The following is a 25139-nucleotide window of genomic DNA, read 5'->3' on the forward strand; positions in this document are numbered from 1 at the left end:
GGCAATCGAGTAGACCTCGACAGACTGGGAAGCAACGCAAGTGATGGCCATAGCCATTGGACCCTCTTATAGTTATCGAACCATGCGAGGCCCCGGCAGCAATTAATGTGCCACTATTTTGGCGTTGAATTTCCGTTGTTTTCGCGCGTTTTACTCACCACTTCTCGCAGAAATGACCTGTTTGCCCCGCGTTGCGACATCGACTGCAGAAATGTGTTCACAGAAGTCTTCGCAGCGTTTGAAATTCTCACGGGCACGACGTGCCTGGTGTGCGCGCAAAAAAAACGGGCAGCGCTTGCGCACTGCCCGTCCATTCCTATCCTCAGCCAATATGTTCGTTAGCGATAGGCTTACTCGATAGCAACAGCACCTGAGGCGTTGCCCACCACGTGCGCGCGCGCCGGGTCGCGGGCACTCAGAATCTGTGGCAACAGCGACCCCAGCAACATGCCCAGCCAGCTGAACAGCAGCCCGGCCAACTGCGGCGGCCAGAAGTCGGCATCGGTGTGGGTGTATTCCAGCCACAGCCAGGACGCCATGCCAAACCCCATCGAGGCCAGAGCGCCCTGGGTGGTGGCGCGCTTCCAGAACAGGCCGGCAAACAACGGCACCGCCGCGGCGACCAAGGTCACCTTGTAGGCGTTGCCCACCATCTCGTAGATGCTGGCATTGGAAAACAGCGAAAACACACAGGTGAGGATGGCGCATACCAGGATGGTCAGGCGCATGGCCAGCAGGAACTGCTTGTCGTTCATGTCTGGCAGGAAGCGCTTGAGCACGTTCTCGGTAAAGGTCACCGACGGCGCCAGGAGGGTGCCCGAGGCCGTGGACATGATCGCCGAGAGCAGCGCGCCGAAGAACATGATCTGGGCGAACAATGGCGTCCGTTCCAGAATAAGGTGCGGCAGGATCATCTGGGCGTCATCAGCGAGCCAGCGCTGAACCATCGCTGGATCGATCATCGAGGCCGCGTAGGTCAGGAAGATCGGCAGCATGCAGAACGCCAGGTAGAAACAGGCACCCGCCATCGATGCACGCGCAGCGATGTTCTCGGTCTTGGCCGACATGACTCGGGCATAAACGTCCTGCTGCGGAATCGAGCCGAACATCATGGTCACCGCAGCGCCGATGAAGGCCACGAAGTCCTTCGGCTCGAAGCTGTGCATGAAACTGAACTTGCCTTCGTTAGCCGCATGGCTGATGACCGCCACAGGCCCGCCTGCCATGTCACCGATCAACCAGGTCAGATACACCAGGCCGGCGACAATGATCAGCATCTGCATGAAGTCCGTCAGCGCGACCGACCACATCCCCCCGAACAAGGTGTAAAGCAGCACGATCACCGCGCCGATCAACATGCCTTGGGTGGTGCTGATGGCGCCGTCGGAGAGCACGTTGAACACCACGCCCAGTGCGGTGAACTGTGCGGCGATCCAACCCAGGTAGGACAGGATGATCACAATACTGGTGATCATTTCCACGTTCGGGCCGAAGCGCTTGCGGAAGAAGTCACCGAGCGTAAGCAGGTTCATGCGGTAGAGGGGGCGGGCGAAAATCAGGCCGACCAACATCAGGCAGCCGAAGGAACCGAACGGGTCCTCGATGATGCCGGCAAAGCCTTCCTGGATGAAGGTAGCGGGTATCCCCAATACGGCCTCGGAGCCGAACCAGGTGGCGAACACCATCGCGGCGACCAGCGGGAAGGACATGCTGCGGCCACCGGCAGCGAAATCCCTGGAGTTTTTCACGCGAGTGGACGCGTAGAAACCGACACCTACCGTGAGCAGCAGATAAAGCGCAACAAACCAAATCAGCATTTGTACTTTCCGTTGGCTCGTCCGACACCGGGCTGACGAGCGTGGCTCGTACAGGGGCAGCGCGACTGACTATGTTGTTTTTGTTTGCGTATCGCAGGCGGTGCGACAACTCGTCTGTAACCAGCACGAGGAAATCGTAACCACTTATGACAACGGCTTGGCAGTCTGCCAAAGCCGTTAAATATGTCAAACAATTACCGCCGGGATCTGGATAAAAAATGACGAAATGCGACGTTTTTTTGGGTAAAGCGGATTTACATGGCTAAAAAGACACCTTTTCCACCAGCACCAGTCGATTATTTTAAACATCCGCAGCGCCGGGCAGCTCACCTTCCCCGTCTACTATGAATCCCATACTGAAAACCTATTGGCTGGGGCCGCAGTCGGGCTCCACGCTGAAATGACGGGATAACCGGACATAACAGGAGAGCATCATGTCTAACGAAGCAACCTGCCCGTTCGCGGGCGGCGCTCGCCAACACACTGCAACCGGGGCACCCTCGAATGCCGACTGGTGGCCTGATCAACTCAACCTGAAAATCCTCCACCCACACGCGCCCCAGGCCAATCCCCTGGGCGAAGCCTTCAACTATGCCGAGGCGTTCAAAAGCCTCGACCTGGATGCGGTAATCAAAGACCTGCATGCCCTGATGACGACCTCGCAGGCGTGGTGGCCCGCCGATTACGGCCACTATGGCCCGCTGTTCATCCGCATGGCCTGGCACAGCGCGGGCACCTACCGTATCGCCGACGGGCGCGGTGGCGCGGGCGGCGGTGCGCAACGCTTTGCACCGCTCAATAGCTGGCCAGACAACGGCAACCTCGACAAGGCGCGGCGGTTGCTCTGGCCGATCAAGCAGAAGTATGGCAACACACTGTCCTGGGCCGACCTGATGGTGCTCGCAGGCACGGTCGCCCTGGACTCGATGGGCCTGAAGACCTTCGGCTTCGGCGGTGGCCGTGTCGATATCTGGGAGCCCGAAGACAACATCTACTGGGGGCCGGAAGGCCAGTGGCTGGCAGACGAGCGTTACAGCGGCGATCGTGAGCTTGAGAACCCGCTGGGTGCGGTTCAGATGGGCCTGATCTACGTGAACCCGGAAGGCCCGAATGGCAACCCGGATCCGCTCGCGGCAGCACGGGACATTCGTGAGACGTTCGCCCGCATGGCGATGAATGACGAAGAGACCGTCGCACTGATTGCCGGAGGCCACACCTTCGGTAAAGCCCATGGCGCGGCTGACCCAAGCCAGTATGTAGGCCCTGAGCCCGAAGCAGCAGCGCTCGAAGAGCAAGGCCTGGGCTGGAAAAATACCTTTGGCAGCGGCAACGGTGCCAACACCATCACCAGCGGGCTGGAAGGCGCCTGGACCACCAACCCGGTGAAATGGGACAACAACTACTTTGAGAACCTGTTCGGCTACGAGTGGATACTCACCAAGAGCCCTGCCGGTGCCCACCAATGGACGCCCAAGGAAGCCGCTGCCGCCAGTACCGTACCAGACGCCCATGATCCGACGAAAACCCACGCACCAATCATGTTCACCACCGACCTTGCACTGATCATGGACCCGGTGTACGCGCCGATTTCAAAGCGCTTCCACGCCGATCCTCAGGCGTTGGCCGAGGTTTTCGCCAAGGCCTGGTTCAAGCTGACACACCGGGACATGGGGCCTGTTTCTCGCTATCTGGGCCCGTTGGTCCCCCAGGAACCTCTGCTTTGGCAAGACCCTGTCCCCGCGGTGGATCACCCACTGATCGGGGAGCAGGACATCGCGAGCCTGAAGGCACGACTTCTGGCATCCGGACTTTCGATCGCGCAACTGGTCACGACGGCCTGGGCATCGGCAGCAACGTTCCGCGGCAGCGACAAACGTGGTGGTGCCAATGGGGCACGCATTCGCCTGGCACCGCAGAAAGACTGGGCGGTCAACCAGCCCGCTGAATTGGCGAAAGTGCTACACACGCTGACGACGCTCCAGCAGGACTTCAATAACGCCCAGGCCAATGGCACGAAAGTCTCGCTGGCCGACCTGATCGTTCTGGGTGGCTGTGCCGCGGTAGAGGCTGCGGCGAAGCGGGCTGGCCACGAGGTGACCGTACCCTTCTCACCCGGGCGTACGGACGCCTCGCAGGAACAGACCGACGTCGCCTCCTTTGCCGTGTTGGAGCCCAGCGCAGACGGTTTCCGTAACTACCTGCGCAGCGGGCTTGAAGGATCGGCAGCTGAGCTTCTGCTGGAGCGGGCAAACCAACTGACACTCAGCGCCCCCGAGATGACGGTACTGATCGGCGGCCTGCGCGCACTGAACTGCAACGTCGGGCACGCTGCACACGGCGTGCTCACCCAGCGCCCCGAAACACTGACCCCTGATGTTTTCGTGAACCTACTCGACATGAACACAACCTGGCAGAAGTCTGCGGCCACTGAAGGCGTGCTGGAAGGGCGCGATCGGGCGACAGGCGCGCTCAAATGGACAGGCACTGTGGTTGACCTGGTCTTCGGTTCAAACGCACAACTGCGGGCCATTGCCGAGGTCTACGCCAGCCGCGACGCACAGCCACTGTTCGTGCGTCACTTCGTGGCAGCCTGGAACAAGGTGATGAACCTTGATCGCTTCGATCTTGCGTGATGGCGGGTAGGCGTGAGCATGCCGCCCTTAGGTGCGTGACGGCAAAGGGCGGCATGTGCCTGCCAGCATCAAATCCAGGTTCTGCACGGCAGCGCCCGCCGCGCCCTTGCCCAGGTTATCGAACACGGCCGCCAACAGCACCTGCCCTTCGCATTCGCTCTCCAGGACGATCAAGCGCAGTTGATCAGTACCATTGAGTGCCTGCGGATCAAGGTGCGTGAGTGCCTTTGACTCGTGCATCGACATCACCTGCACATGCTCGAAATGGGTGTAGTGCTGCTGCAGACACGCCTGCAACTGCAGTGCGCCCACCCCCGGCGACAACAGCCGACGCTGCAACGCAATGGTCAACACAATACCTTGCCGAAACGCGCCATAGGCAGGCACAAATATCGGTCGCTCAGTCAGGCCACTGTGCTGCTGAATTTCTGGAACATGCTTGTGCGCCAGCGCCAACCCATACACCTGGAATGCCGGTGCGAGCGAAGCGCCGTGCCCCTCATGCGCCTCAACCCCTGCCCGCCCTCTTCCAGAGTAACCCGATACGGCCTGCACACTGATCGGGTAGTCGGCGCCCACCAGCCCCGCCTCTAGCAGTGGGCGTAACAAACCTATCGCCCCCGTGGGGTAGCAACCGGGGTTGCTGACACGCCGCGCCGTCGCAATGCGCTGCGCCTGCTGCGGGCTCATTTCCGCAAAACCGTAGGTCCAGTCCGGGTGAGTGCGGTGCGCCGAACTGGCATCAATCACCCGAACGGCGGGGTTTTCGATACTCGCGACCGCATCACGTGCGGCCTCGTCCGGCAGGCACAGGATCGCAATGTCACAGGCATTGATGGCCTCGGCACGATGAGCTGCGTCCTTGCGGTGCTCAGCGCTGAGCGTGAGCAGCCGCAGGTCGGTCCGGTCGCGCAGTCGCTGGTGGATCTGCAAGCCCGTAGTGCCCTGATCGCCATCGATGAATACAAGAGGAATTGTCATGAAGTGCTCTCGGAAGTCAGAAATCAGCAGACCTGATCTTCGACGCAGGCTTAAGATAGGAAAAGTTGAATTTCCAAACGATTACATTCAGATTTTCTGATCAAGGAGCGCGCCATGCGCGAAATCAGCCTGGACCGCCTGCGCACCTTGGTGGCGATTGCCGACCTGGGCTCATTTGCCGAAGCCGCTCGGGTGCTGAACCTTGCGCCGCCAACCATCAGCTTGCATATCACCGATCTGGAATCACGGGTTGGCGCCCGACTGTTGTCGCGTACACGGGGACGCGTTCAGCCATCGGCGATTGGCGAAACACTGGTGGAGCGCGCACGGCGTTTGCTGGCCGATGCCGAGCAGGCCCTTGAGGAGGTGCAGCGTCAGGTGCAGGGCCTGGCTGGCCGCGTACGGCTGGGCGCCTCGACCGGCGCCATCGCACAGTTGATGCCACAAGCCCTGGAAACCCTCGGCCAGCAGCACCCGGATATCGACGTACAGGTCGCCGTGCTGACCTCGCAAGAGACACTGAAGAAGCTGGTGGAAGGCACGCTGGACATCGGCTTGGTCGCGCTCCCGCAAACCACGATGAAGGGCGTGCACATCGAACCCTGGCGGCGCGACCCGGTCATGGCATTCTTGCCTGCCCGCTGGACGTGCCCGGACGTCGTCACCCCCGACTGGCTGGCCGCTCAGCCGCTGATACTGAATGACAACAGCACGCGGCTCTCACGCTTGACGTCGGAGTGGTTCGCCAACGACGGCTACCAGCCGACACCCCGCATTCAACTGAACTACAACGACGCCATCAAAAGCCTGGTCGCAGCCGGCTATGGCGCAACGCTGCTACCCCATGAAGCCAACACCCCATTGCCCGATGCCAGGGTAGTCATGCGACCACTACAGCCCTTGTTGTGGCGCCAACTGGGCATTGCCCACCGTACCGGTGACGTCGACCGCCCCACTCAGCATGTGTTGGAAGTGCTGTGGGCATTGAGGGCAGGCTAGCGCAACACGTGCATGCTTGTGCCAGCCTAATGCTCGTGCTCGCTGCGCCATTTGCGCGGGCTCACGCCAAACCAGCGGCGGAACGCGCGGGAAAACGCGCTGGTTTCCGAGTAGCCCAACAATGGCGCCAGTTCGGAGATGTTCAGGCTTTGCTGCCCCAGGTGCTGCAGAGCCAGGTCCTGGCGGATCTGATCCAGCAGTTGGGTAAAGCTAAGGCCCTGCTCACGTAATTTACGCTGCAGCAACCAATGCGGCAGTTGCAGTTGATCGGCAACGCTGTCGAGGCTCGGATCACCGTGCGGCAACAGCGTAATGATGGCCTGACAGGCCTGCTCCAGCAGATCCGGGCCGGTGTTGGTTTCACCCAATTGCCGGATCGCATCCTTGACCAGCGTGAGCAATACCGGGTCATGGCCGGGCATGGCCTTGCCGACGATTTCGCGCTTGGGAATCAAAATGGAGTTACAGGCGCGCTCGAAATACACCGGGGCGTCAAACACCTCACGGTGCTCATGCCAGTCTTGTGGCCGAGCATGTTCAAAGGCGACTTCACGCGGTGCCCACTTCGGCCCGAGTACATGACGCACCAGGTTCATCGCCATGCCCATGGTCAGCTCGGCATCCTGACGCCGCTGGCGGATAGCGCTGTGATGGATCTGGTAATCGAAGCTGTAGCACTCGCCCTGATCAACCAGGCGGATCAACGTGCTGTGCTGATGATACGGAAACGCCTGCGCGAAGTTGATCAGCGCGTCTTCCAGGGTGGCCGAACACAGGCCGACATACCCCAGCAGGCCAAGGGCCTGGGGCTGGAATTGTTCGCCATAACGCAGGCCGAAATTATCGCACCCGGTCTGCTGTGCCGCCTCCTCCAGTACCTGACAGTAGTTCGGCAAGGCCAGGCTCAAGGTCGGGTGCTGGAGTTGCTCGGGGTCGATACCGGCATGGCCGAACACCCGGTCAAGGTCACCGCCATGGTTGACGATAAAGGCATCCATACCGGTGGCAGCCGCCGAGAGCACACCCCGATTGTTCGCACGAGGGGCGTTCAAGGGAGCCTGGGCAAGGGAGGACTGGAACATGGCTGCTGTTACCGTGTAGAGAATGCAATCACCCCTCCAAGCAAATACCGTACCTTTGTGCATAAACGCTTTAGCACAGGAGGTTGCCGGTGCGCCGACACCCGCAACTGCTACCCGAATACTCGGTGCAATGGGCAGTGTGTAGGCGGTTGCGCCAACACCCGTTGCCGCTCGGTGACACTGTGCAGGGCGATTCCGACCCGCCCCACGTGAGTGCATGATCAGTGTCGTACGCGCCATGCAGGCGCCTTTGGCAAAAGTTGACCGAGCGCGATTGTGGCGGTGTCGGCCGGTCAAGTCTTGAGCGCAGGCCTGTGGTTATGCTCCCAGCCAGGCATTTTTTCGGGTACACCTTCAAGGGGACATACCATGGCCGTATCACAACTAAAACCAACATTGGGCACCCTGCACCTCTGGGGCATTGCGGTGGGGCTGGTGATCTCCGGCGAGTACTTCGGCTGGAGTTACGGCTGGGGCACCGCCGGTACGCTGGGCTTCCTGGTGACCACCCTGCTGGTCGCGGTGATGTACACCTGCTTCATCTTCAGCTTCACCGAGTTGACCACCGCCATTCCCCATGCTGGCGGCCCCTTTGCCTATAGCCTGCGCGCCTTTGGTGTGACCGGGGGGATGATCGCCGGGATGGCGACGCTCATCGAATTTGTCTTCGCACCGCCTGCGATCGCCATGGCGATTGGCGCCTACCTGAATGTGCAATACCCCAACCTCGATCCGAAAGTGGCCGCCGTGGGCGCCTACTTTGTCTTCATGACCCTGAACATTGTCGGTGTGAGCATTGCCGCCACGTTCGAACTGGTCGTCACTGTCCTCGCCGTGCTGGAGCTGCTGGTGTTCATGGGCGTGGTCGCCCCTGCGTTCAGCTTCAGCAGCTTTGTCCTGGGGGGCTGGGCCGGTTCCGACACCTTCAGCCTGGGCGCACTGAGCGGCATCTTCGCCGCTATCCCCTTTGCTATCTGGTTCTTCCTGGCCATCGAGGGCGCAGCCATGGCCGCCGAGGAAGCGAAAGACCCGAAACGTACCATTCCGCGCGCCTACATCGCCGGCATCCTGACCCTGGTGAGCCTGGCCATCAGCGTGATGATCTTCGCCGGGGGCGTGGGTGACTGGCGCGCACTGGCCAATATCAACGACCCGCTGCCAATGGCCATGAAGTCGGTCGTGGGCAACAATTCGACCTGGATGCACATGCTGGTATGGATCGGCCTGTTCGGCCTGGTGGCGAGCTTTCATGGCATCATTCTGGGGTACTCGCGCCAGTTCTTCGCCCTCGCCCGCGCCGGCTTCCTGCCCAAAGGGCTGGCCAAGCTGTCACGCTTCCACACCCCGCACCGGGCGATTCTGGCCGGCGGCGTCGTCGGTATCGCCGCCATCCTGAGCGACGGACTGGTCAACCTGCAGGGCATGACCCTGACTGCAGCCATGATCACCATGTCGGTGTTCGGCGCTATCGTGATGTACATTGTCAGTATGCTCAGCCTGTTCAAACTGCGTCGCAGCGAGCCCGACCTTGAGCGCACCTTCCGTGCCCCAGGCTACCCGGTAGTACCGGCCATTGCGCTGTTGCTGGCGGTGGTCTGCCTGGTCGCAATGGTCTGGTTCAACACCTTGATCTGCGGGATCTTCATCGGTCTGATGGCAGTGGGCATGCTGTTCTGCGTCGCGGTTCGTAGCCAGAACGCAGGCACCGTGGCGCTGGCCAGCGAGTAAGGAGACACACCATGAGCTTCGTGCATACAGTCGCCGGCACTACCTGGCGTTTTGAAAGCCTAAAGCAATTGATGGCCAAGGCCAGCCCGGCGCGCTCTGGCGACTGTCTTGCAGAGATCGCGGCCACCAGTGATGCAGAACGTGCGGCGGCACAAATGGCCCTGGCCGATGTGCCATTAACGCGCTTTCTCAGCGAAGCCCTGATCCCCTATGAAGAGGATGAAGTCACGCGGTTGATCATCGACAGCCATGACCACGCGGCCTTCGCGCCGGTCAGCCACCTGACCGTCGGCGGCTTTCGTGACTGGCTGCTGGGAGACGACGCCGACGAAGCCAGTCTCAAGGCGCTGGCACCCGGACTGACCCCGGAGATGGCTGCAGCCGTATCGAAGATCATGCGCGTTCAGGATCTGGTACTGGTGGCGCAGAAAATCCGTGTGGTGACCCGCTTTCGCAACACCGTTGGGCTGCGTGGGCGAATGTCCACGCGGCTGCAACCCAACCACCCGACCGATGATCCTGCCGGCATCGCCGCCAGCCTGCTCGACGGCCTGCTGTACGGCAATGGCGACGCCATGATCGGCATCAACCCAGCCACCGACAGCCTCAGCGCCATCAGCGAATTGCTGAAGATGCTCGATGGGGTCATCCAGCATTACGAGATTCCCACACAGTCCTGCGTGCTGACCCACGTTACCTCTTCGGTGGCGGCCATCGAACGGGGCGTGCCGCTGGACCTGGTGTTTCAATCCATCGCCGGCACACAAGCGGCCAACAGCAGTTTCGGCATCAGCCTGAGCATTCTCCAGGAAGGCTACGAGGCAGGCCTGAGCCTGAAACGCGGCACCCTGGGAAACAACCTGATGTACTTTGAAACCGGACAGGGCAGCGCCCTTTCGGCCAACGCTCACCAGGGTGTCGACCAGCAGACCTGCGAAGCACGCGCGTATGCCGTGGCCCGGCATTTCAACCCGTTCCTGGTGAACACCGTGGTGGGTTTCATCGGCCCGGAGTACCTGTACAACGGCAAGCAGATCATCCGGGCCGGGCTGGAAGATCATTTCTGCGGCAAGCTGCTTGGCGTCCCCATGGGCTGCGACATCTGCTACACCAACCATGCCGAAGCCGATCAGGACGACATGGACATGCTGCTGACCTTGCTGGGTGTGGCCGGGATCAACTTCATCATGGGCATTCCAGGCTCCGATGACGTAATGCTCAACTACCAGACCACCTCATTCCACGATGCCCTGTATGCGCGCAAGACCTTGGGCCTGCGCCCGGCACCAGAGTTTGAAGCGTGGCTGGCACGCATGGACATCCTGCAACAGCACGACGGTCAGGTACGCCTGGGCAGTGGCGTACCACCGCTGTTTCGCACCGCCCTGGCACAGTTGAAGTAGAGGTAGCAATGGACGATAACGGTAAAAGCCCCGCCCGGCCTGACCCCTGGCAGCAATTACGCAACCTGACCCCGGCGCGGATTGCCCTGGGCCGCGCGGGCACCAGCTTGCCTACGGCTGCGCAACTCGACTTCCAGTATGCCCATGCCCAGGCCCGTGACGCCGTGCACCTGCGTTTTGACCTGGCCGGTCTGGCCGCAGGCTGCGGGCAGAGCCTGGCCCTGCACAGCGCTGCGCCAGACCGGCACACGTACCTGCAACGTCCTGATCTCGGCCGACGCCTGAACGAAGCATCGGTGGCGCAACTGCGCGACTACGCCAAGGCTCAACCGGAAGGGGTCGACCTGGCCCTGGTGGTGGCTGACGGGCTGTCTGCGCTGGCCGTACACCGCCATGCCCAACCGATGCTCCAGCGCATAGAAGCACTGGCCAAGGATGAAGGCTGGAGCGTTGCTCCGATTTGCCTGGTCGAACAAGGCCGCGTAGCGGTGGCCGATCAGGTGGCTGAACTGCTTGGCGCACGCATGGTGGTAATCCTGATTGGTGAGCGCCCCGGGCTCAGCTCGCCGGACAGCCTCGGTCTGTATTTCACCTATGCCCCGCGGGTGGGCTTGAACGACGCCTCGCGCAATTGTATTTCCAACGTGCGGCTGGAGGGGCTGAGTTACGCCATGGCCACCCACAAACTCGGTTACCTGATGCGCGAGGCATGGCGGCGGCAGTTGTCGGGGGTGAACCTGAAGGATGAGGCGCAGATACCGGTACTGGAAGGCACCGACGAGGTTAGGCCGGGGAATTTTCTTGTTTAGCTAACTGCGCGGTGAGCGCCCTGGTACTGGGTTCGCGTGAAAATCCGTTGATGGCGAGAGCCTCCCCCTTGCCCGGCATGCCCACCTCCCGTGGAAGCAGGCTTGCCTGCGATGGCTTTGGCGGAATGTCAGTAAGTGCGCAGGGCCCGCATCGTTGGCAAGCCAACTCCCACAGAATTGGCGTGGACCACTGCATTCTCTGTAGGAGCAGGCTTGCCTGCGATAGCATCGGCGCGGTGTCAGTAAGTGCGCAGGGCCTGCATCGTTGGCAAGCCAACTCCCACAGGATCCGCGTAGAACACTGCATTCTGTGTGGACACAAGCAGGCTTGCCTGCGATGCAGGTTGCGCTAGAAGGTCACGCTGGCGCTGAGCCTGGCAGTACGGGGTTCGCCTACATTGACCTGCAACGCGCTACCCGTACTCGATGGGTAGTAGTGCTTGTCAAAGAGGTTGTCGACGTTCAGTTGCAGGCGCGTCTTGTAGCCCGCCATCGGTACATCCCACCGCAAGAACGCGTCCGCCACGGTGTAGCTGCTCATGTAGAACGTGTTTTCATTGTTTCCGGCACGGTCACCGACATAACGGGCACCGCCGCCCACATGCCAGTCACCCAGCCCCGCAGGCACCTGGAGGTGGTGGCTCAGGTATAGGCTGGCAACGTGTTTGGGCGCCTGGCCGAGGCGATTACCTTCATGCTTCGGGTCGTCAAGAATCTCGGTTCGCGTGTAGGCATAGGTGCCGATCATGTCCCAGCGTTCGGCAATACGCCCGGTCACATCCAGTTCCAGGCCACGGGAACCCACCTTGCCTGCGGCCTCGCTGATACCCGTTACCGCCGTAGGGGTCACAACGTTTTTCTTCTCGATATCGAACAACGCCAGGTTCAGGTTAAGGCCGGGCGCGAGGTCATACTTGGCACCGACTTCGTAACTACGGCCCTCTTCAGGGTCAAAGGTGTTGCCATTGTCATCCACATCGTCGTTGGGCACGAAGGAACGGCTGTAGTTACCGTAGAACGACAGGTCTTCATCGACCTTGAACACCACCCCCAGCATCGGCAGGAAGGTGTCGCCATTGCTGTCACGGTTCAACGTCCGTTTACTGCCCAGCCCCTGCTCGCTGAACTGGTCGTAATGCTGATAACGGCCACCGAAGACCAGAATCCACTGGTCGTTAAGGTGCCAATTGTCTTTCAGGTAGAGCGACGTCGAGGTCAGTTGATTGCTCAGGTTGCTGTCGGCCTGGCTGACGAGGCTTGGCTTATCCATGCCACCGTAAACTGGCAAATAGATATTGAAGTCCTTGTCCACGGCATTACGGTAAGTCTTGCCACGGAACTTGTCGGAGTCTTCCTGCTCGGCACCGACCAGCAGGTCGTGCTGTTGCCCCAGAACGACCTGTTGGCCAATGAAGTCCAGGCTGGCATAGCGGGTTTCGTAATCGTATTGCCCGCCATTGGCCCGACGCTGCAGTACACCGCTGGCCGACAATGCCGTGGGTTGAGCAATCGCCAGGCTGTAGCGGTCGTTGTTCCAGCCATAGGTCAGACGGGTCTTCCAGGCATCACTCAGTTGGTACTCGAACCGTGCCGTGGCGGTTTCGCTGATCCCCGCCGTTTTCGCCCAACGCTCATCCAGCCGCTTGTCATAGTCGACACTGGCAGGGTGCCCATCGACAAACACCGTGCCACGATCAAACGGGCTCGTGTAGTCGTTGTATTCGTAAGCCAGCGTCAGGCTTGCGCGCTCGCCCGTCCAGCTGAGCGATGGCGCGATGAGGGTGTGTTGGTCGACCCCGTAGTTACGCCAGTAGTCCTCGCTCTGCCGCTCGGCAACCAGGCGATACGCCAGGCCGGTGTCCCCCAACGGGCCGGTGGTGTCGACGCCAACGCTGCCACCGCCTTCGCTGAAAGCGGAACCACTCAGCGTAGTGCTGCGCACGTACTGGGGTTGCTTGCTGATCACGTTGATCACACCCCCTGGCTCCATGGCGCCATACAGCAGCGACGCCGGCCCCTTGAGCACTTCGACGCGCTCGGTGGTGGCGCTGAAGTTGTGCGAGACCACCGAGCGTACCCCGTCACGCAGGATGGAACCGTCGTCGTTGGTACCAAACCCACGCTTGACCAGTGAGTCCTTGGTATTGCCCAGGGTATTGCCCTGGCTGACACCACTGACGAACTTCATGGCATCGTCCAGCGAGCGAACGTTGTAGTCAGCAATCGTCTGCGGTGTCACCACGTTAACCGACTGTGCTTCATCCTTGAGTGGAACGTCGCTTTTGCTCGCCGTACTGGCGCTGCTGGCACGGTAACCTTCTGCCGTATCGAACGCTTCGGCGGCGATCTGCGTCGCGGGCAATGTGGTTTGCGCGGGTTCGGCAACCGCCGGAACAGGCAGCATGGCGCAGGTCAAGGCACAGAGCAGGAACGGGGTGGAAGGTGAATGAAGAAACACGTTGGATACGGCGTTCAAGGGCGATGCTCAAAGGGGTGTGAATGGCATCGATTTTAATTTGATAATGATTCTCATGTAAATATTGCAAATGATTCAAGTTATTCGCCGCCTGCAGGCCCGACCTCTGCAACGTGGCAGACGCCGGGCCTGGTTGTACCCTCATCAGGCGCGGGCGGTATCCAGCAGGCCTTTTTCGACAATGAAGTCGATCACGGTTTGCAGCCCATGCCCGGTCTTGAGGTTGGTGAACGCCCAAGGGCGCGCCGGACGCATGCGTTGGGTATCGCGCTCCATCACCTCCAGTGAGGCCCCCACGTAGGGCGCCAGGTCGATCTTGTTGATCACCAGAAAGTCCGACTTGGTGATACCCGGCCCACCCTTGCGCGGGATTTTCTCGCCCTCGGCCACGTCGATCACGTACACCGTAAGGTCGGCCAGTTCCGGGCTGAACGTGGCACTGAGGTTATCGCCGCCACTCTCGACGAAGATCACTTCCAGGTTGCCGAACTTACGTGCCAGCGCTTCCACGGCGGCAAGGTTCATCGAAGCATCTTCGCGAATGGCCGTGTGCGGACAGCCGCCGGTCTCCACGCCAACGATACGCTCAGGCGCCAAGGCCCCCGCTTCGGTCAGGATGCGTTGGTCTTCCTTGGTGTAGATGTCGTTGGTCACCACGGCGATTTGATAATGGTCGCGCATCGCTTTGCACAGTGCTTCGAGCAATGCGGTCTTGCCGGAACCGACCGGACCGCCGACACCAACGCGCAGGGGTTGCTTGTAGCTTTGCATGGCAGTTACCTCAGGAACGGAATAATCGGGTGTATTGGGTTTCGTGACGAGCCGAGGCGATGGCCAGCAACGGCAGGCCACCCCCAAGTTGCTCGTCGGGCAGCGTCAGGGCCGCCTCGAGTACGGCGGGCAGTTCTGCACACAAATCGCGAAGCAAGCTCTGGGCAGCCTGCTGACCAAAAGGCACCAGCTTGACCCCCGCCATCACTGCACCTTCCAGCCAGGCGAAGCCGTGCCCCAAGGCAAGGTCGCGCAACGGGATATCCCAGTGCACAGCCAACCAGGCCATGCCGCCCAACTGGCTCAGTTCCAGGCTTGAGCGCCATGCTGGTGCCTGGCACAGCGCCCAGCCATCCAGTAACCGTGCCAGGGCCATGCCACGTTGGCGCTCTTCCAGACGCAGCTCGGCGGTCTCGCGGTTGGCCAACAGGAACTGACTCCAACGGGCAAACGCCAACGCATCGTCGTCACGGCAGGCCCGATACAGGCGTGCCAACAAAGGCCAGTCGAGGTGGCCAAGGGTGTCTTCGAGCTGCTGACGCTGCCAGGCGCGAAACCCTTCGGTGCCGCATACCCAGCCTGCCTCCACCGCCCATTCCAGGCCTTGCGAGTAGGTAAAACCGCCCACTGGCAGGTTGGGGCTGGCCAACTGCAGCAGGCGCAGCAGCTTGAGATCGGTACGCATCAACCGGCCAGTACCAGCGCTGCACCCGCCAGCAAACCACCGCCGAAGGCTTGTTGCAGGCGTGCATGGCGACGCAGCAAACCGCCGCCGATGAAACCCGCCAACAACAGCATGGCGCTGACGGCAACGAAACCGGCACTGAACACCCAGAAGGCACCCGGGCTGGCTTCCACTCCGTGGGCCCAGCCGTGGAACAGGGCAAACAGTGGCATGGCCAAGGCCAGCAGGTGCTGACGGCGCGGCAATAACAGTGCGCCAGCCGCGACCAGCAGCGAGCCGATGATCAGGGTTTCCATACCCGGTACCCCACCCAGCAAATGGCCGAATACGGCGCCACCGAACATGGCACCGAGGGTCAGCAGGGGCAGCGTCAGGGTGCGGCCGGTCAACGCGGCCAAGACACCGGTGCCCAGCAGCATCAGCAAATGGTCAAGGCCGGTCAGTGGGTGTAGCAGACCATCCTGCAACGGATGGGTGTCATGCCCGGGATGGGCAAAAGCGGGGACCGCGATCAGCAGCAGTGCAAGTGCGAGGGTCTTCTTCATGGTGGTGTCTCCAGATCGAGTTCAGGGGTGAGCGTGGCCAGGCATGCGCACAAAGGGATGGTCGTGGTTAGCGTCATGGCTATGACTGTGGCTATGGCTATGCGGCGCGCTCTGGTAGGCGCCGGCCTCCGGCTCGAAAGGTGCCTGCTCCCGCGTAACCGGCAGGCCAAAACCTCGCACCATGTCATCCAGCACATGGTCATGTTGGTAACGCAGCCAACCGGCTTCGATCTGCAACGGCACATGGCGGTTGCCCAGGTGATAAGCCGCCCGCGCCAGCCGCAACGGGTCGTCGCAGCGCACGGTCGATACCTCCTCGGCAGCCGCTTGTACGCGAATCACTTCGCCGCCCTGCTCGTCAGCCAGCAACTCGCCACCGCGAATCAGTTGGCCACGAGCCAGCATCAGCCCAGCCGCTCTACCGTCATCCAGGGTGATGCGCACGCGGCTCTTGATGCGAGCATCGAGATCAAGGGTGACGGTACCGCTGATTCGGGGGGCGTCCACTACCCGACGGGTTAAAAGAATCATGCTTGCTCCTTCAAAACAGGAAGTAACGTTGCGCCATTGGCAGCACACTGGCCGGCTCACATACCAGCAGCTCACCATCGGCGCGCACTTCATAGGTCTGTGAGTCCACTTCGATTGTCGGTAGCAAGCCGTTGTGCACCATGTCGCCCTTGCGCACACGGCGACAACCGCTGACAACACCGATCAGGCTGCGCAAGCCCAGCGCCTGATCCACGCCACGGCTTACCGCCGCCTGGGACAGGAAGGTCATGCGCGTGGCATGCCGGGCAGCGCCCAGGGCGCCGAACATCGGTCGGTAGTGAACCGGTTGCGGGGTCGGGATCGAGCCGTTGATGTCGCCCATCGGTGCCATGGCAATCATCCCGCCCTTGAGCACCAGCGACGGTTTGACGCCAAAGAACGCCGGCGACCAGAGCACCAGGTCGGCAAGCTTGCCAGCCTCGACCGAACCCACCTCATGGGCGATGCCATGGGTCAGCGCCGGGTTGATGGTGTACTTGGCGATGTAGCGCTTGACCCGGAAGTTGTCGTTACGGGCGGTGTCCGGCGCCAGTGGGCCGCGCCGCCGTTTCATCTGGTGGGCGACCTGCCAGGTACGCAACACCACTTCACCGACCCGGCCCATGGCCTGGGAATCGGACGAGGTCATGGAGAAAGCACCGATGTCATGCAGGATGTCTTCGGCAGCAATAGTCTCGCGGCGAATCCGCGACTCGGCGAAGGCGACATCCTCGGGAATGCTCGGGTCAAGGTGGTGACAGACCATCAGCATGTCGAGGTGCTCGTCCACCGTGTTGACGGTGTACGGCAAGGTCGGGTTGGTCGAGGACGGCAGCACGTTGCCGAAGGCAGCGGCACGGATGATGTCCGGCGCATGTCCACCGCCCGCCCCTTCAGTATGAAAGGTATGGATCGTGCGATCACCGATGGCCGCCAATGTGTCCTCGACGCAACCGGATTCGTTGAGGGTATCGCTGTGAATCGCCACCTGCACGTCGGTTTCTTCAGCCACGTTCAGGCAACAGTCAATGGCAGCGGGCGTCGAGCCCCAGTCTTCGTGCAGCTTGAGGCCCACGGCACCGGCCTCGATCTGCTCGCGCAGGGCTTCGGGCCGCGAGGCATTACCCTTGCCCAGCAGGCCGATATTGATCGGCAGCGCATCCGCGGCCTGCAGCATGCGCGACAGGTACCAGGGGCCGGGTGTGCAGGTGGTGGCGTTGGTGCCCGTGGCCGGCCCCGTGCCGCCGCCAATGAAGGTGGTGACACCCGAGGTCAGCGCTTCTTCGACCTGCTGTGGGCAGATGAAGTGGATGTGCGAGTCGATACCACCGGCAGTGACAATCTTGCCCTCGGCCGCAATGACTTCGGTGCCAGGTCCCACCGGCACGGTTACACCCGGTTGCACGTCTGGGTTGCCGGCCTTGCCGATGCGCGCGATGCGGCCTTGCTTGACGCCGATGTCGGCCTTGACGATACCCCAGTGGTCGATGATCAGCGCATTGGTCAACACCAGGTCCATCGCTTCGGCAGCGAGCATCTGGCCCTGCCCCATGCCGTCGCGGATCACCTTGCCACCGCCAAACTTGACCTCTTCACCGTAGATCGTGAAGTCCTTCTCGACTTCAACCCACAGGTCGGTATCAGCCAGACGCACGCGATCGCCGACGGTGGGACCAAACATGTCGGCATAGGCCTGACGGGAAATTCGACTCATGCCCCCACCTCCAGCTTGCCCATCACCCGTCCCTGAAAGCCGTAGACCTCGCGCTTGCCGGCGTAAGCCACCAGGTTGACGGTACGCGACTGGCCCGGTTCGAAACGCACGGCCGTACCGGCGGCAATATCCAGGCGAAAGCCACGGGTGGCCTCACGGTCGAATACCAGCGCGTTGTTGACCTCATAAAAGTGGTAGTGCGAACCGACCTGAATTGGCCGGTCGCCGTGGTTCGCGACGCTGACACGCAGCGCTTCGCGGCCAGTGTTGAGTTCGAGGTCGCCATCGGCGACCTGTACTTCTCCGGGGATCATGGCGTTCTCCTGTAGCGACGGTCAGACGATCGGGTCATGGACGGTGACCAGCTTGGTCCCATCGGGAAAGGTCGCCTCTACCTGCACGTCGTGGATCATTTCCGCGACACCCTCCATCACCTGCTCACGACAAACGACTTCACGGCCCAGGCTCATCAGCTCGGCGACGGTGCGACCCTCCCGCGCGCCTTCCATCACGGCGGCACTGATCAGCGCCACCGCCTCGGGGTAGTTGAGTTTCAGCCCTCGGTCGCGGCGCCGCTCGGCGAGCAACGCCGCGGTGAACAGCAGCAGCTTGTCTTTTTCTCTTGGCGTCAGTTCCATGGTGTGTTCTCTCAGGTAGCCCAGATGCGCGGCGGGCACGGCGGCAGGCCGACAACAGCCGGTCGCAGGGCGTGCCACAGCCGTTGCAGGGTGGATTGCAGGCGTTGGTTGTCGTGGTCCAGCAGACGGACCACCAGCAGTTGCCCCAGCAGGGTCGCCCCGGCGGGAACGGCAAGGTCGTCGATCAGGCCGCGCACCTGTTCCAACAGCTCCGGGTTAGCGGGAGCGGCGCAGAAGGTAGCGAGCAGCGGGTAGCCGCCGAGTTTGTCGAGGCGCCCACCCTCAAGGCGCAGGCGCTCATGCAGACCGGGGTCATCAGGCATGTCGATGTGCAAGCAGTTGTCCAGCGCACCCTGGCTAAAGGTTTCACCCATCACCGGACGCCCCAGGCACAGCGTTTCCCACGCCAGCAGGCGGGCCCCGGGCGCCAGGCTAAAGCAGGTTTGCAGCGACACCCGGGCGCCGGGAAAGCAGATGCTGTCCTGAGGCAGCCACTCCAGGATGCTGTCTTCTGCCAGGTGAAAATGCTGTTTGAGGGTCGAAGTCGGTCCGGCACTGCGGTAGAACTTGGTGGCACCGGGCATGGTCATCAGCGCATGGCTGCCGGGCTCCAGGTGGATGTCCAGCGCCAGGCGGTCTCCCCCCACGACGCCACCGGGTGGGTGCAGCACATACACGTGGCAAGGCGCGCCCTCCGGGTAGAACGGACGCTGCACCAAAAGAGGTCCGAAATGACGCCGCGCACCAATACAGGTCTTCGTTTCACGACGGACAAAACGCAGCGTGAGCTCGGCGCTCCAGCCTGCCGGCGCGCAGGTGGCGTCGAGTGGTTCGGCAACAGACATGCAACCCGCCTCGGTGAACACGGTGCACTGCATCCCTATAGAGCGAGCAGGCGCACGTGCAGTTGAACAACCCCACGTCGTGCACGACGTGTTTGACCAATCGATCAGCTATCGATGCCAGGGCCAATGCAGGTTGCGGGCCAATTCCGAGCGTGCACGGTTATCGCACAGGGGGTTATGCGGCCAACACCGGCGGCACTGCGTACTACCCTTGAGGTGAGTAAGCGAACGAGGACAACGTCATGAGGGTCGACAGGCGACAAGCCCGGCTGATCGACGCATTGGCACGTCTTGGCTTTGTCGTCGGCGGTCTCGGCTTCGTCAGCGTGCTGGCGATCATCACCGGCTTCAACGTGTTCAACCGACTGTGGCTGGCGCTGTTGGTGGCGATCTTGCTGTTTACCACGGGATGCTGGCTGACAGGCCTGGCGTGCGCGCGGGTATCCCGCCCCTCACCCGCTGCGCCCGCCAGCTCACCGAAAAAAACCGCAGCTGCAGCACGCCGACGGCCCCATGAACTGGCCCTGCTCTCCCTCATCACCCTGCTTTTCATCGGCGGCTACGTCGCAACGGCCTACCTGGCAGCGCGCTCCAGCGCAGCGATTGTCGCCACCTGTGTTGCCAACTTCACCCGTACCCTGGCCGCCAATGAGCAGGAAAGCGGACTGGGCTACCTGGCGCCCCCGGTATGTCGGTGCATCTCCCAACGTTTCCTGGCAAAGAATGGGGTTATCCGCCTCGCCCTGTTCAACAGCCACTGGCTGAGCAGCACCGCTTACCTGGCGGTGACCGATGTGGAGCAACTGGCCTGCTTGAACAGGTTCCTGAAAAGCGCACATCCATCCCCTGGCGTCATCTCGCCCAATGGCATGGAGGACCGAAGACCTTGATGTAAATCAGACACGCCGTGGCTGATCGTCGTACACCTTGCAACAGACCTCCGCCACCATTGCCCATCCGGGAGCACACCATGTCGAATGATCCAAGCCAACAAAAAGCCTTGGCCGCCCTTTGCCAGGGCGAAACCGAAGAGCACTGGATACAAGCCTTGAATGACGGCACCCATGTGCTGATTCGCTCGTTACAAGAACGGGATCGCCAGCGCGAATTTCAGTTCATCAGGCACTTGTCACCCGAGTCCCGCCACTCCCGGTTCATGGGCGGTTTCAATCGGGATGACCTCACACTGCTGGATCAGCTAATGGACCTGGATGGCCATAACCGGATCGCCTACGTCGCACTGGCCCACGTTAACGGCGAACTGCATGAGATCGGCGTAAGCCGCTATGCGGCGATGCCGGGGCACAAGCACTGCGAATGCGCCGTGGTCGTCGCCGATGACTGGCAACGCCGTGGCCTGGGCACACTGCTGATGCAGCACCTGATCCAGGCCGCCCGCCGCAACGGATTCGAGCGCATGACGTCGCTGGATTCGGCCAACAACTACAGCATGCACCGATTGGCGAAAAAATTGGGCTTTACCAGCCGCTATGACAATGGCCAATTCAGCGAGCTGATCCATGAGCTCGACCTCAGCCAGTAACCCACCCGCGCATGCTCCGGATCAAGGAGCGTGCGCGGCAGGACGCCCTCAACCGACAAAGTCCTCAGGGGTGATCACCAGCACGCTGCTCGGCATCCGGTACAGCACATCCTCCACGGTGCTGCCAAAGCTCTTGCTCGCACCACGCCGATGCACCCGCCCCATGACGATGACATCGATTTCGCGAGTTTCGGCAAAACTGGCGAGCACTTTCGCGGGATTGCCGACGATCATGTGCCGGTTTTCAGCGGGTATGCCGTTGCGCTCGGCAAGTTCATTGAAGCTGTTTCCCTGAATGTCGTAGACCTTCTGTGCCAGGCTTGAAGAAAACAGCATGGAACCGGTGGAAAAGCCATATTCACCTGTCCCCATCGACGAGAGGTCATGGGCATACAGCAGGTGCATTTCGGCCTTGCACTGCATCGCCAGCTTCAGGGCTTCATAAATGATACGGTCATTGAAGCCCGTGTACTGATCGTCAGGGTGGAATGGATCAACGGCAGCCACGATCTTGCGCGGCAGCGCATTACGGGTCTTACACACAAAGTGCAGCGGCACCTTGCACTCACGTAGCAGGTGCACATCCAGCGTGGTAAACATCGCACGCATCAGCCGAGACTCGTGCTCGACTTCCTTGACCACCAGGTCAATCGGCTCCTCACGCAGGTGAACCAGAATCTCCGGCAACACCTGCTCAGCCCACACCACCTCGGTGGTGACTTCGACACCGATCTTGCGCATCGGCCGGGCCTGATCTTCAAGCCACGCGCGATGCCGTTCCACATAACCCTCGCGCATCTGCTGCAATGCCTGATCGTTGACCAGACCCGCTGTTGCAAGCCCCTCCACGTAGTCGAAGGCGACAATGTGCAACGGCTCATCCCTGGCTTTTGCCAAGGCTGCTGCTCTGTCGAAGGCCGGGCCGGCTTTCATCAGTGGCGAAGACACCAACATAAGACGTTTCTGCATGGACATGACTCACCTCTCATTAGCTGGCAGGTAGCCCTACAACCTTTCTCTCTCAAAAGGCGCTTCAGCGCTTATCCTGCAGTCGCCTATTACCTGCTACTTGATGTGGGTCAGAGTCAGGATTTCTTTTTCAGGGAAGCCGACACGCGGTCGCGGATCCACATTTTCGGGTCCATAATCATTGACTCAGATCAATCTTTCAGCCCCTCGCCAGGTGCAGTCTGTTGAAAGTGATCAGACCGACGCGCTGCGCCCAGGAGACACAGCCATGGCGAAAATGAAAGCCGCAATCTTCGTTGAAAAAGGCAGGATTGTTCTGGATGAGAAACCCATTCCAGAAGTCGGACCACTGGATGCACTGCTACGCATCACCACCACCACGATCTGCGGCACCGATGTCCATATCCTGCGTGGCGAGTACCCGGTAGCCAAAGGGCTGACCATTGGTCACGAACCCGTCGGGGTCATCGAGAAGCTCGGCTCACAGGTCACGGGATTCAGTGAGGGGCAACGAGTGATTGCTGGCGCAATCACCCCCAGCGGCCACAGTTATGCCTGCCTGTGCGGGTGCGCGTCACAAGACGGCCCTGGTACACGGCACGGTTTCCGCGCGACGGGCGGCTGGAAGTTCGGCAACATCATTGATGGCTGCCAGGCCGAGTATGTGCTGGTGCCAGACGCCATGGTCAACCTCTCTCCCATACCGGACAACCTCTCCGATGAGCAGGTACTGATGTGCCCCGACATCATGTCCACCGGTTTTTCAGGCGCAGAACGCGGTGGCGTGCAAATCGGAGATACCGTCGCAGTATTCGCCCTCGGCCCGATTGGGTTATGCGCGGCGGCCGGCGCACGGTTAATGGGGGCCACCACCGTCATCGGCGTCGACACCGTTGCTGCGCGCCTGCACGTGGCGACCCGACTGGGCGTTACCCATGCCGTGGATTTCAAGGCCGGCAACGTGGTCGACCAGATCATGGCCCTCACCGATGGGCGCGGCGTCGATGTCGCCATCGAGGCCTTGGGTACACAGGCCACTTTTGAGTCGGCACTGCGGGTTTTGCGCCCCGGTGGCGTGCTGTCGAGCCTGGGCGTGTACTCAAGCGACTTGCGCATTCCGGTCGATGCGTTCGCGGCCGGGCTGGGTGACTACCGTATCGTCACCACGCTCTGCCCAGGTGGCAAGGAGCGGATGCGCCGCCTGATGAACGTGGTGGCCAGCGGTCGGGTCGACCTCAAGCCACTGGTCACCCACCATTTCAAACTTGACGATATTGAAGCCGCTTATGACCTGTTCGCCCATCAACGCGACGGGGTCATGAAGGTTGCCATAACGCCTTGAGTAGCACCGCAACATAAGACTCGAGACCGACCGACGCAGCACCAGATGATCACGTACCAGGCATGGAGGCTGTTCCCCCCAGAGTGACAGGGAGCATGCGAAATGTTTTCAACTGTAATGGGCAAACCACGATTACCCGACTTGGCAGCCTTGCGGCGTCGCGAAGTGGACTTGCCTTGCAACCCGGTATTGGCGGCCGCCAACACGCGAACAGACTTTACGATCTACGCCCACCTGCAGGATTTGAATATCGAAAGCCTGCACCTGGACCTGAGCCCCCGACATCTGGTGCTCAGCGGCTGGGCTGTTCAATGCTCAGCTGATGCATTGCCGTGCGCCGGACCGTTCCGGTCCTCACACAGCCTTCCTCCCTCGGTGTCGTTGAACAACTTCAGCCTCACCTTCAACGAAGGCCTTTTTACACTCAGGCTCTTGAAAAAAGGACATTTGAAGCACGCCTTGTAACCGTCGATGTCCGTCGACAGGAGATTCGTCATGCTGATTGCCCTCGAAAAGGACGCCCCAACCAGCCGTTGGCTGGTTCACCTGGACACATGGGTCGTAAGCTTCAAGACGGAAACGGAAGCCACGTCCTTCATACAGCGCCTGGAAGGCCGGATCAGGGCACCTCACGTGCTCCCTCCTTGCACGCCCCCAGCCTGGCGGCACGGCAGGTCATCCAGCCCAGCCAACAAGCAGAACATCACTCGCCCGTTGCACGCCGATCTCCAGCGATGAGTCGGCAGCAACGCCATAGTGCCAAGCGGTGTCCGCTGAAGGCGTTCACCGCTTCCCGCTGGAGCAAGATGCTATGCAACACAACAACAATGCAGTCGCTCAAGCACACATTGAACTTCCCGCGACGGAAACCATTGAGCGAACCAGGCTCTTCTCCCTGGGTGCGTCCTGTGCTCAATGCGCCGTGCGCGCCTTCTGTTTGCCCAGTGGCTGCACCCATGCCGAGCGTGACACCTTCAATTCACTGATTTCACAGCGCATGCGCATCAAGAAAGGTGCGGCGCTCTACCATGCCAACGACCCACTGAACTGCCTCTACGCCATACGCATGGGCTGTTTCAAGATTTCCTTGATCGACGCCTATGGCCGTGGGTTGGTCGCTGACTTCATGATGGCCGGCGATGTGATGGGGCTCGATGCCATCAGCACCTCTCGGTATGCCTGCAGCGCACTGGCGCTGGAAGACAGTGAGGTATGCCCGATCCCCTATCACCAGATAGAGCAACTGGCCCGTCACTGCCCCGCCTTGCAACAAACCCTGAACCGACTGATGAGCAGGCAAATCGTCCGGGACAATGAGCGCTTGCTGATGATGTGCAACATGAACGCCGATGAGCGCTTCGCCGCCTTTCTTCTACAGTTATCCCAACGCTATGCCATGCGTGGCTACTCGGCGATGGGCTTTGTTTTGCGTATGACACGAGAAGATATTGCTTCGTATCTGGGCTTGAGGCTCGAAACCATCTGCCGGTGCATGGCCCGCCTGCGTGACTTGCAAATCGTTCGCTTTGCGGGTCGCGAAGTTGAAATTCTGGACATGCCTGCGCTCGAGGCGATGGAGCATCGCTGGAGCACCTGACACATTGCCATGCTCACGCTCGGCAATGGAC

At 61.0% G+C, this 25139-nt stretch carries 23 protein-coding genes; 10 read left to right on the plus strand and 13 right to left on the minus strand.

The window, feature by feature from the left end; genetic code table 11:
* Positions 1–350 precede the first annotated feature (350 nt).
* The gene (locus IE038_RS16840) at positions 351–1817 is read right to left on the minus strand and encodes a high affinity choline transporter 1 (RefSeq protein ID WP_163932622.1); all 1467 of its coding nucleotides are present in this window, start codon (positions 1815–1817) and stop codon (positions 351–353) included.
* A gap of 434 nt (positions 1818–2251) precedes the next feature.
* On the opposite strand from IE038_RS16840, the gene katG reads away from it, so the two are divergent.
* The gene (gene katG / locus IE038_RS16845) at positions 2252–4450 is read left to right on the plus strand and encodes a catalase/peroxidase HPI (protein ID WP_189395970.1); all 2199 of its coding nucleotides are present in this window, start codon (positions 2252–2254) and stop codon (positions 4448–4450) included.
* 27 nt (positions 4451–4477) lie between these two features.
* On the opposite strand, the gene argC is transcribed toward katG, so the two are convergent.
* Positions 4478–5431 carry an N-acetyl-gamma-glutamyl-phosphate reductase gene (argC, locus tag IE038_RS16850; RefSeq protein ID WP_163932619.1) on the minus strand — a complete coding sequence of 318 codons (954 nt, stop codon included), beginning with the start codon at positions 5429–5431 and terminating at the stop codon, positions 4478–4480.
* Positions 5432–5545: 114 nt separating this feature from the next.
* Between argC and IE038_RS16855 the strand changes: the two genes are divergently transcribed.
* Entirely contained in the window at positions 5546–6430 is an 885-nt protein-coding gene (locus IE038_RS16855; protein ID WP_163932615.1) for a LysR family transcriptional regulator, read from the plus strand.
* Positions 6431–6456: 26 nt separating this feature from the next.
* On the opposite strand, the gene qhpR is transcribed toward IE038_RS16855, so the two are convergent.
* A complete protein-coding gene (qhpR, locus tag IE038_RS16860) occupies positions 6457–7512 on the minus strand; it encodes an AraC-like transcriptional regulator QhpR (RefSeq protein WP_163932612.1) in 1056 nt (351 codons plus the stop codon).
* A 369-nt stretch (positions 7513–7881) separates the two neighbouring features.
* Here qhpR and eat point away from each other — a divergent pair, with 369 nt between their 5' ends.
* Genes eat through eutC form a run of 3 tightly spaced genes read left to right on the plus strand, consistent with a single transcriptional unit; the run spans position 7882 to position 11452 of the window.
* Entirely contained in the window at positions 7882–9240 is a 1359-nt protein-coding gene (gene eat / locus IE038_RS16865) for an ethanolamine permease (RefSeq protein WP_163932608.1), read from the plus strand.
* An 11-nt stretch (positions 9241–9251) separates the two neighbouring features.
* A complete protein-coding gene (locus IE038_RS16870) occupies positions 9252–10643 on the plus strand; it encodes an ethanolamine ammonia-lyase subunit EutB (protein ID WP_189395971.1) in 1392 nt (463 codons plus the stop codon).
* An 8-nt stretch (positions 10644–10651) separates the two neighbouring features.
* Entirely contained in the window at positions 10652–11452 is an 801-nt protein-coding gene (gene eutC, locus IE038_RS16875) for an ethanolamine ammonia-lyase subunit EutC (RefSeq protein WP_189395972.1), read from the plus strand.
* 349 nt (positions 11453–11801) lie between these two features.
* Here eutC and IE038_RS16880 read toward each other — a convergent pair whose 3' ends face one another.
* The 9 genes from IE038_RS16880 to IE038_RS16920 form a co-directional block, all read right to left on the minus strand.
* A complete protein-coding gene (locus IE038_RS16880) occupies positions 11802–13856 on the minus strand; it encodes a TonB-dependent siderophore receptor (protein WP_163932691.1) in 2055 nt (684 codons plus the stop codon).
* 216 nt (positions 13857–14072) lie between these two features.
* The gene (ureG, locus tag IE038_RS16885; protein ID WP_189395973.1) at positions 14073–14699 is read right to left on the minus strand and encodes an urease accessory protein UreG; all 627 of its coding nucleotides are present in this window, start codon (positions 14697–14699) and stop codon (positions 14073–14075) included.
* Positions 14700–14709: 10 nt separating this feature from the next.
* On the minus strand, positions 14710–15384 hold the full coding sequence (locus IE038_RS16890; protein WP_163932605.1) for an urease accessory protein UreF: 675 nt from the start codon (positions 15382–15384) through the stop codon (positions 14710–14712).
* Positions 15384–15929 carry a HupE/UreJ family protein gene (locus IE038_RS16895; protein WP_163932602.1) on the minus strand — a complete coding sequence of 182 codons (546 nt, stop codon included), beginning with the start codon at positions 15927–15929 and terminating at the stop codon, positions 15384–15386. The genes IE038_RS16890 and IE038_RS16895 overlap by 1 nt, the downstream gene beginning before the upstream one ends.
* Before the next feature lie 21 nt (positions 15930–15950).
* Complete coding sequence (gene ureE / locus IE038_RS16900) at positions 15951–16460, minus strand: urease accessory protein UreE (RefSeq protein WP_163932599.1); 510 nt, start codon at positions 16458–16460, stop codon at positions 15951–15953.
* A 10-nt stretch (positions 16461–16470) separates the two neighbouring features.
* Entirely contained in the window at positions 16471–18174 is a 1704-nt protein-coding gene (gene ureC / locus IE038_RS16905) for an urease subunit alpha (protein WP_163932597.1), read from the minus strand.
* Positions 18171–18488 (minus strand): urease subunit beta, encoded by a 318-nt coding sequence (locus tag IE038_RS16910; RefSeq protein ID WP_163932594.1) that lies wholly within the window; start codon positions 18486–18488, stop codon positions 18171–18173. Before IE038_RS16910 ends, ureC begins: the two co-directional genes overlap by 4 nt.
* A gap of 21 nt (positions 18489–18509) precedes the next feature.
* Entirely contained in the window at positions 18510–18812 is a 303-nt protein-coding gene (locus IE038_RS16915; RefSeq protein WP_163932576.1) for an urease subunit gamma, read from the minus strand.
* An 11-nt stretch (positions 18813–18823) separates the two neighbouring features.
* Positions 18824–19657, minus strand: a complete 834-nt coding sequence (locus tag IE038_RS16920; RefSeq protein WP_163932573.1) for an urease accessory protein UreD — start codon at positions 19655–19657, stop codon at positions 18824–18826.
* 242 nt (positions 19658–19899) lie between these two features.
* Between IE038_RS16920 and IE038_RS16925 the strand changes: the two genes are divergently transcribed.
* Both IE038_RS16925 and IE038_RS16930 read left to right on the plus strand, forming a co-directional pair.
* Positions 19900–20547, plus strand: a complete 648-nt coding sequence (locus tag IE038_RS16925; protein ID WP_163932570.1) for a hypothetical protein — start codon at positions 19900–19902, stop codon at positions 20545–20547.
* A gap of 80 nt (positions 20548–20627) precedes the next feature.
* A complete protein-coding gene (locus IE038_RS16930) occupies positions 20628–21200 on the plus strand; it encodes a GNAT family N-acetyltransferase (protein ID WP_163932567.1) in 573 nt (190 codons plus the stop codon).
* 48 nt (positions 21201–21248) lie between these two features.
* Here IE038_RS16930 and IE038_RS16935 read toward each other — a convergent pair whose 3' ends face one another.
* Positions 21249–22175, minus strand: a complete 927-nt coding sequence (locus tag IE038_RS16935) for a universal stress protein (protein ID WP_163932564.1) — start codon at positions 22173–22175, stop codon at positions 21249–21251.
* A 262-nt stretch (positions 22176–22437) separates the two neighbouring features.
* Here IE038_RS16935 and IE038_RS16940 point away from each other — a divergent pair, with 262 nt between their 5' ends.
* The 3 genes from IE038_RS16940 to IE038_RS16950 all read left to right on the plus strand — a co-directional run bounded on the left by IE038_RS16940 (position 22438) and on the right by IE038_RS16950 (position 25108).
* Positions 22438–23511, plus strand: a complete 1074-nt coding sequence (locus tag IE038_RS16940) for an NAD(P)-dependent alcohol dehydrogenase (RefSeq protein WP_163932561.1) — start codon at positions 22438–22440, stop codon at positions 23509–23511.
* Positions 23512–23613: 102 nt separating this feature from the next.
* Entirely contained in the window at positions 23614–23976 is a 363-nt protein-coding gene (locus tag IE038_RS16945) for an Hsp20/alpha crystallin family protein (RefSeq protein WP_189395974.1), read from the plus strand.
* 346 nt (positions 23977–24322) lie between these two features.
* A complete protein-coding gene (locus IE038_RS16950) occupies positions 24323–25108 on the plus strand; it encodes a helix-turn-helix domain-containing protein (protein WP_163932554.1) in 786 nt (261 codons plus the stop codon).
* Positions 25109–25139 lie beyond the last annotated feature (31 nt).

The sequence above is a fragment of the Pseudomonas laurentiana genome, from assembly GCF_014648275.1.
GTDB lineage: Bacteria > Pseudomonadota > Gammaproteobacteria > Pseudomonadales > Pseudomonadaceae > Aquipseudomonas > Aquipseudomonas laurentiana.

Coding starts and splice junctions, on each gene's coding strand:
- IE038_RS16840 (WP_163932622.1), bottom strand. CDS start 1,817: ATGCTGATTTGGTTTGTTGCGCTTTATCTGCTGCTCACGGTAGGTGTC.
- katG (WP_189395970.1), top strand. CDS start 2,252: ATGTCTAACGAAGCAACCTGCCCGTTCGCGGGCGGCGCTCGCCAACAC.
- argC (WP_163932619.1), bottom strand. CDS start 5,431: ATGACAATTCCTCTTGTATTCATCGATGGCGATCAGGGCACTACGGGC.
- IE038_RS16855 (WP_163932615.1), top strand. CDS start 5,546: ATGCGCGAAATCAGCCTGGACCGCCTGCGCACCTTGGTGGCGATTGCC.
- qhpR (WP_163932612.1), bottom strand. CDS start 7,512: ATGTTCCAGTCCTCCCTTGCCCAGGCTCCCTTGAACGCCCCTCGTGCG.
- eat (WP_163932608.1), top strand. CDS start 7,882: ATGGCCGTATCACAACTAAAACCAACATTGGGCACCCTGCACCTCTGG.
- IE038_RS16870 (WP_189395971.1), top strand. CDS start 9,252: ATGAGCTTCGTGCATACAGTCGCCGGCACTACCTGGCGTTTTGAAAGC.
- eutC (WP_189395972.1), top strand. CDS start 10,652: ATGGACGATAACGGTAAAAGCCCCGCCCGGCCTGACCCCTGGCAGCAA.
- IE038_RS16880 (WP_163932691.1), bottom strand. CDS start 13,856: ATGCTGCCTGTTCCGGCGGTTGCCGAACCCGCGCAAACCACATTGCCC.
- ureG (WP_189395973.1), bottom strand. CDS start 14,699: ATGCAAAGCTACAAGCAACCCCTGCGCGTTGGTGTCGGCGGTCCGGTC.
- IE038_RS16890 (WP_163932605.1), bottom strand. CDS start 15,384: ATGCGTACCGATCTCAAGCTGCTGCGCCTGCTGCAGTTGGCCAGCCCC.
- IE038_RS16895 (WP_163932602.1), bottom strand. CDS start 15,929: ATGAAGAAGACCCTCGCACTTGCACTGCTGCTGATCGCGGTCCCCGCT.
- ureE (WP_163932599.1), bottom strand. CDS start 16,460: ATGATTCTTTTAACCCGTCGGGTAGTGGACGCCCCCCGAATCAGCGGT.
- ureC (WP_163932597.1), bottom strand. CDS start 18,174: ATGAGTCGAATTTCCCGTCAGGCCTATGCCGACATGTTTGGTCCCACC.
- IE038_RS16910 (WP_163932594.1), bottom strand. CDS start 18,488: ATGATCCCCGGAGAAGTACAGGTCGCCGATGGCGACCTCGAACTCAAC.
- IE038_RS16915 (WP_163932576.1), bottom strand. CDS start 18,812: ATGGAACTGACGCCAAGAGAAAAAGACAAGCTGCTGCTGTTCACCGCG.
- IE038_RS16920 (WP_163932573.1), bottom strand. CDS start 19,657: ATGTCTGTTGCCGAACCACTCGACGCCACCTGCGCGCCGGCAGGCTGG.
- IE038_RS16925 (WP_163932570.1), top strand. CDS start 19,900: ATGAGGGTCGACAGGCGACAAGCCCGGCTGATCGACGCATTGGCACGT.
- IE038_RS16930 (WP_163932567.1), top strand. CDS start 20,628: ATGTCGAATGATCCAAGCCAACAAAAAGCCTTGGCCGCCCTTTGCCAG.
- IE038_RS16935 (WP_163932564.1), bottom strand. CDS start 22,175: ATGTCCATGCAGAAACGTCTTATGTTGGTGTCTTCGCCACTGATGAAA.
- IE038_RS16940 (WP_163932561.1), top strand. CDS start 22,438: ATGGCGAAAATGAAAGCCGCAATCTTCGTTGAAAAAGGCAGGATTGTT.
- IE038_RS16945 (WP_189395974.1), top strand. CDS start 23,614: ATGTTTTCAACTGTAATGGGCAAACCACGATTACCCGACTTGGCAGCC.
- IE038_RS16950 (WP_163932554.1), top strand. CDS start 24,323: ATGCAACACAACAACAATGCAGTCGCTCAAGCACACATTGAACTTCCC.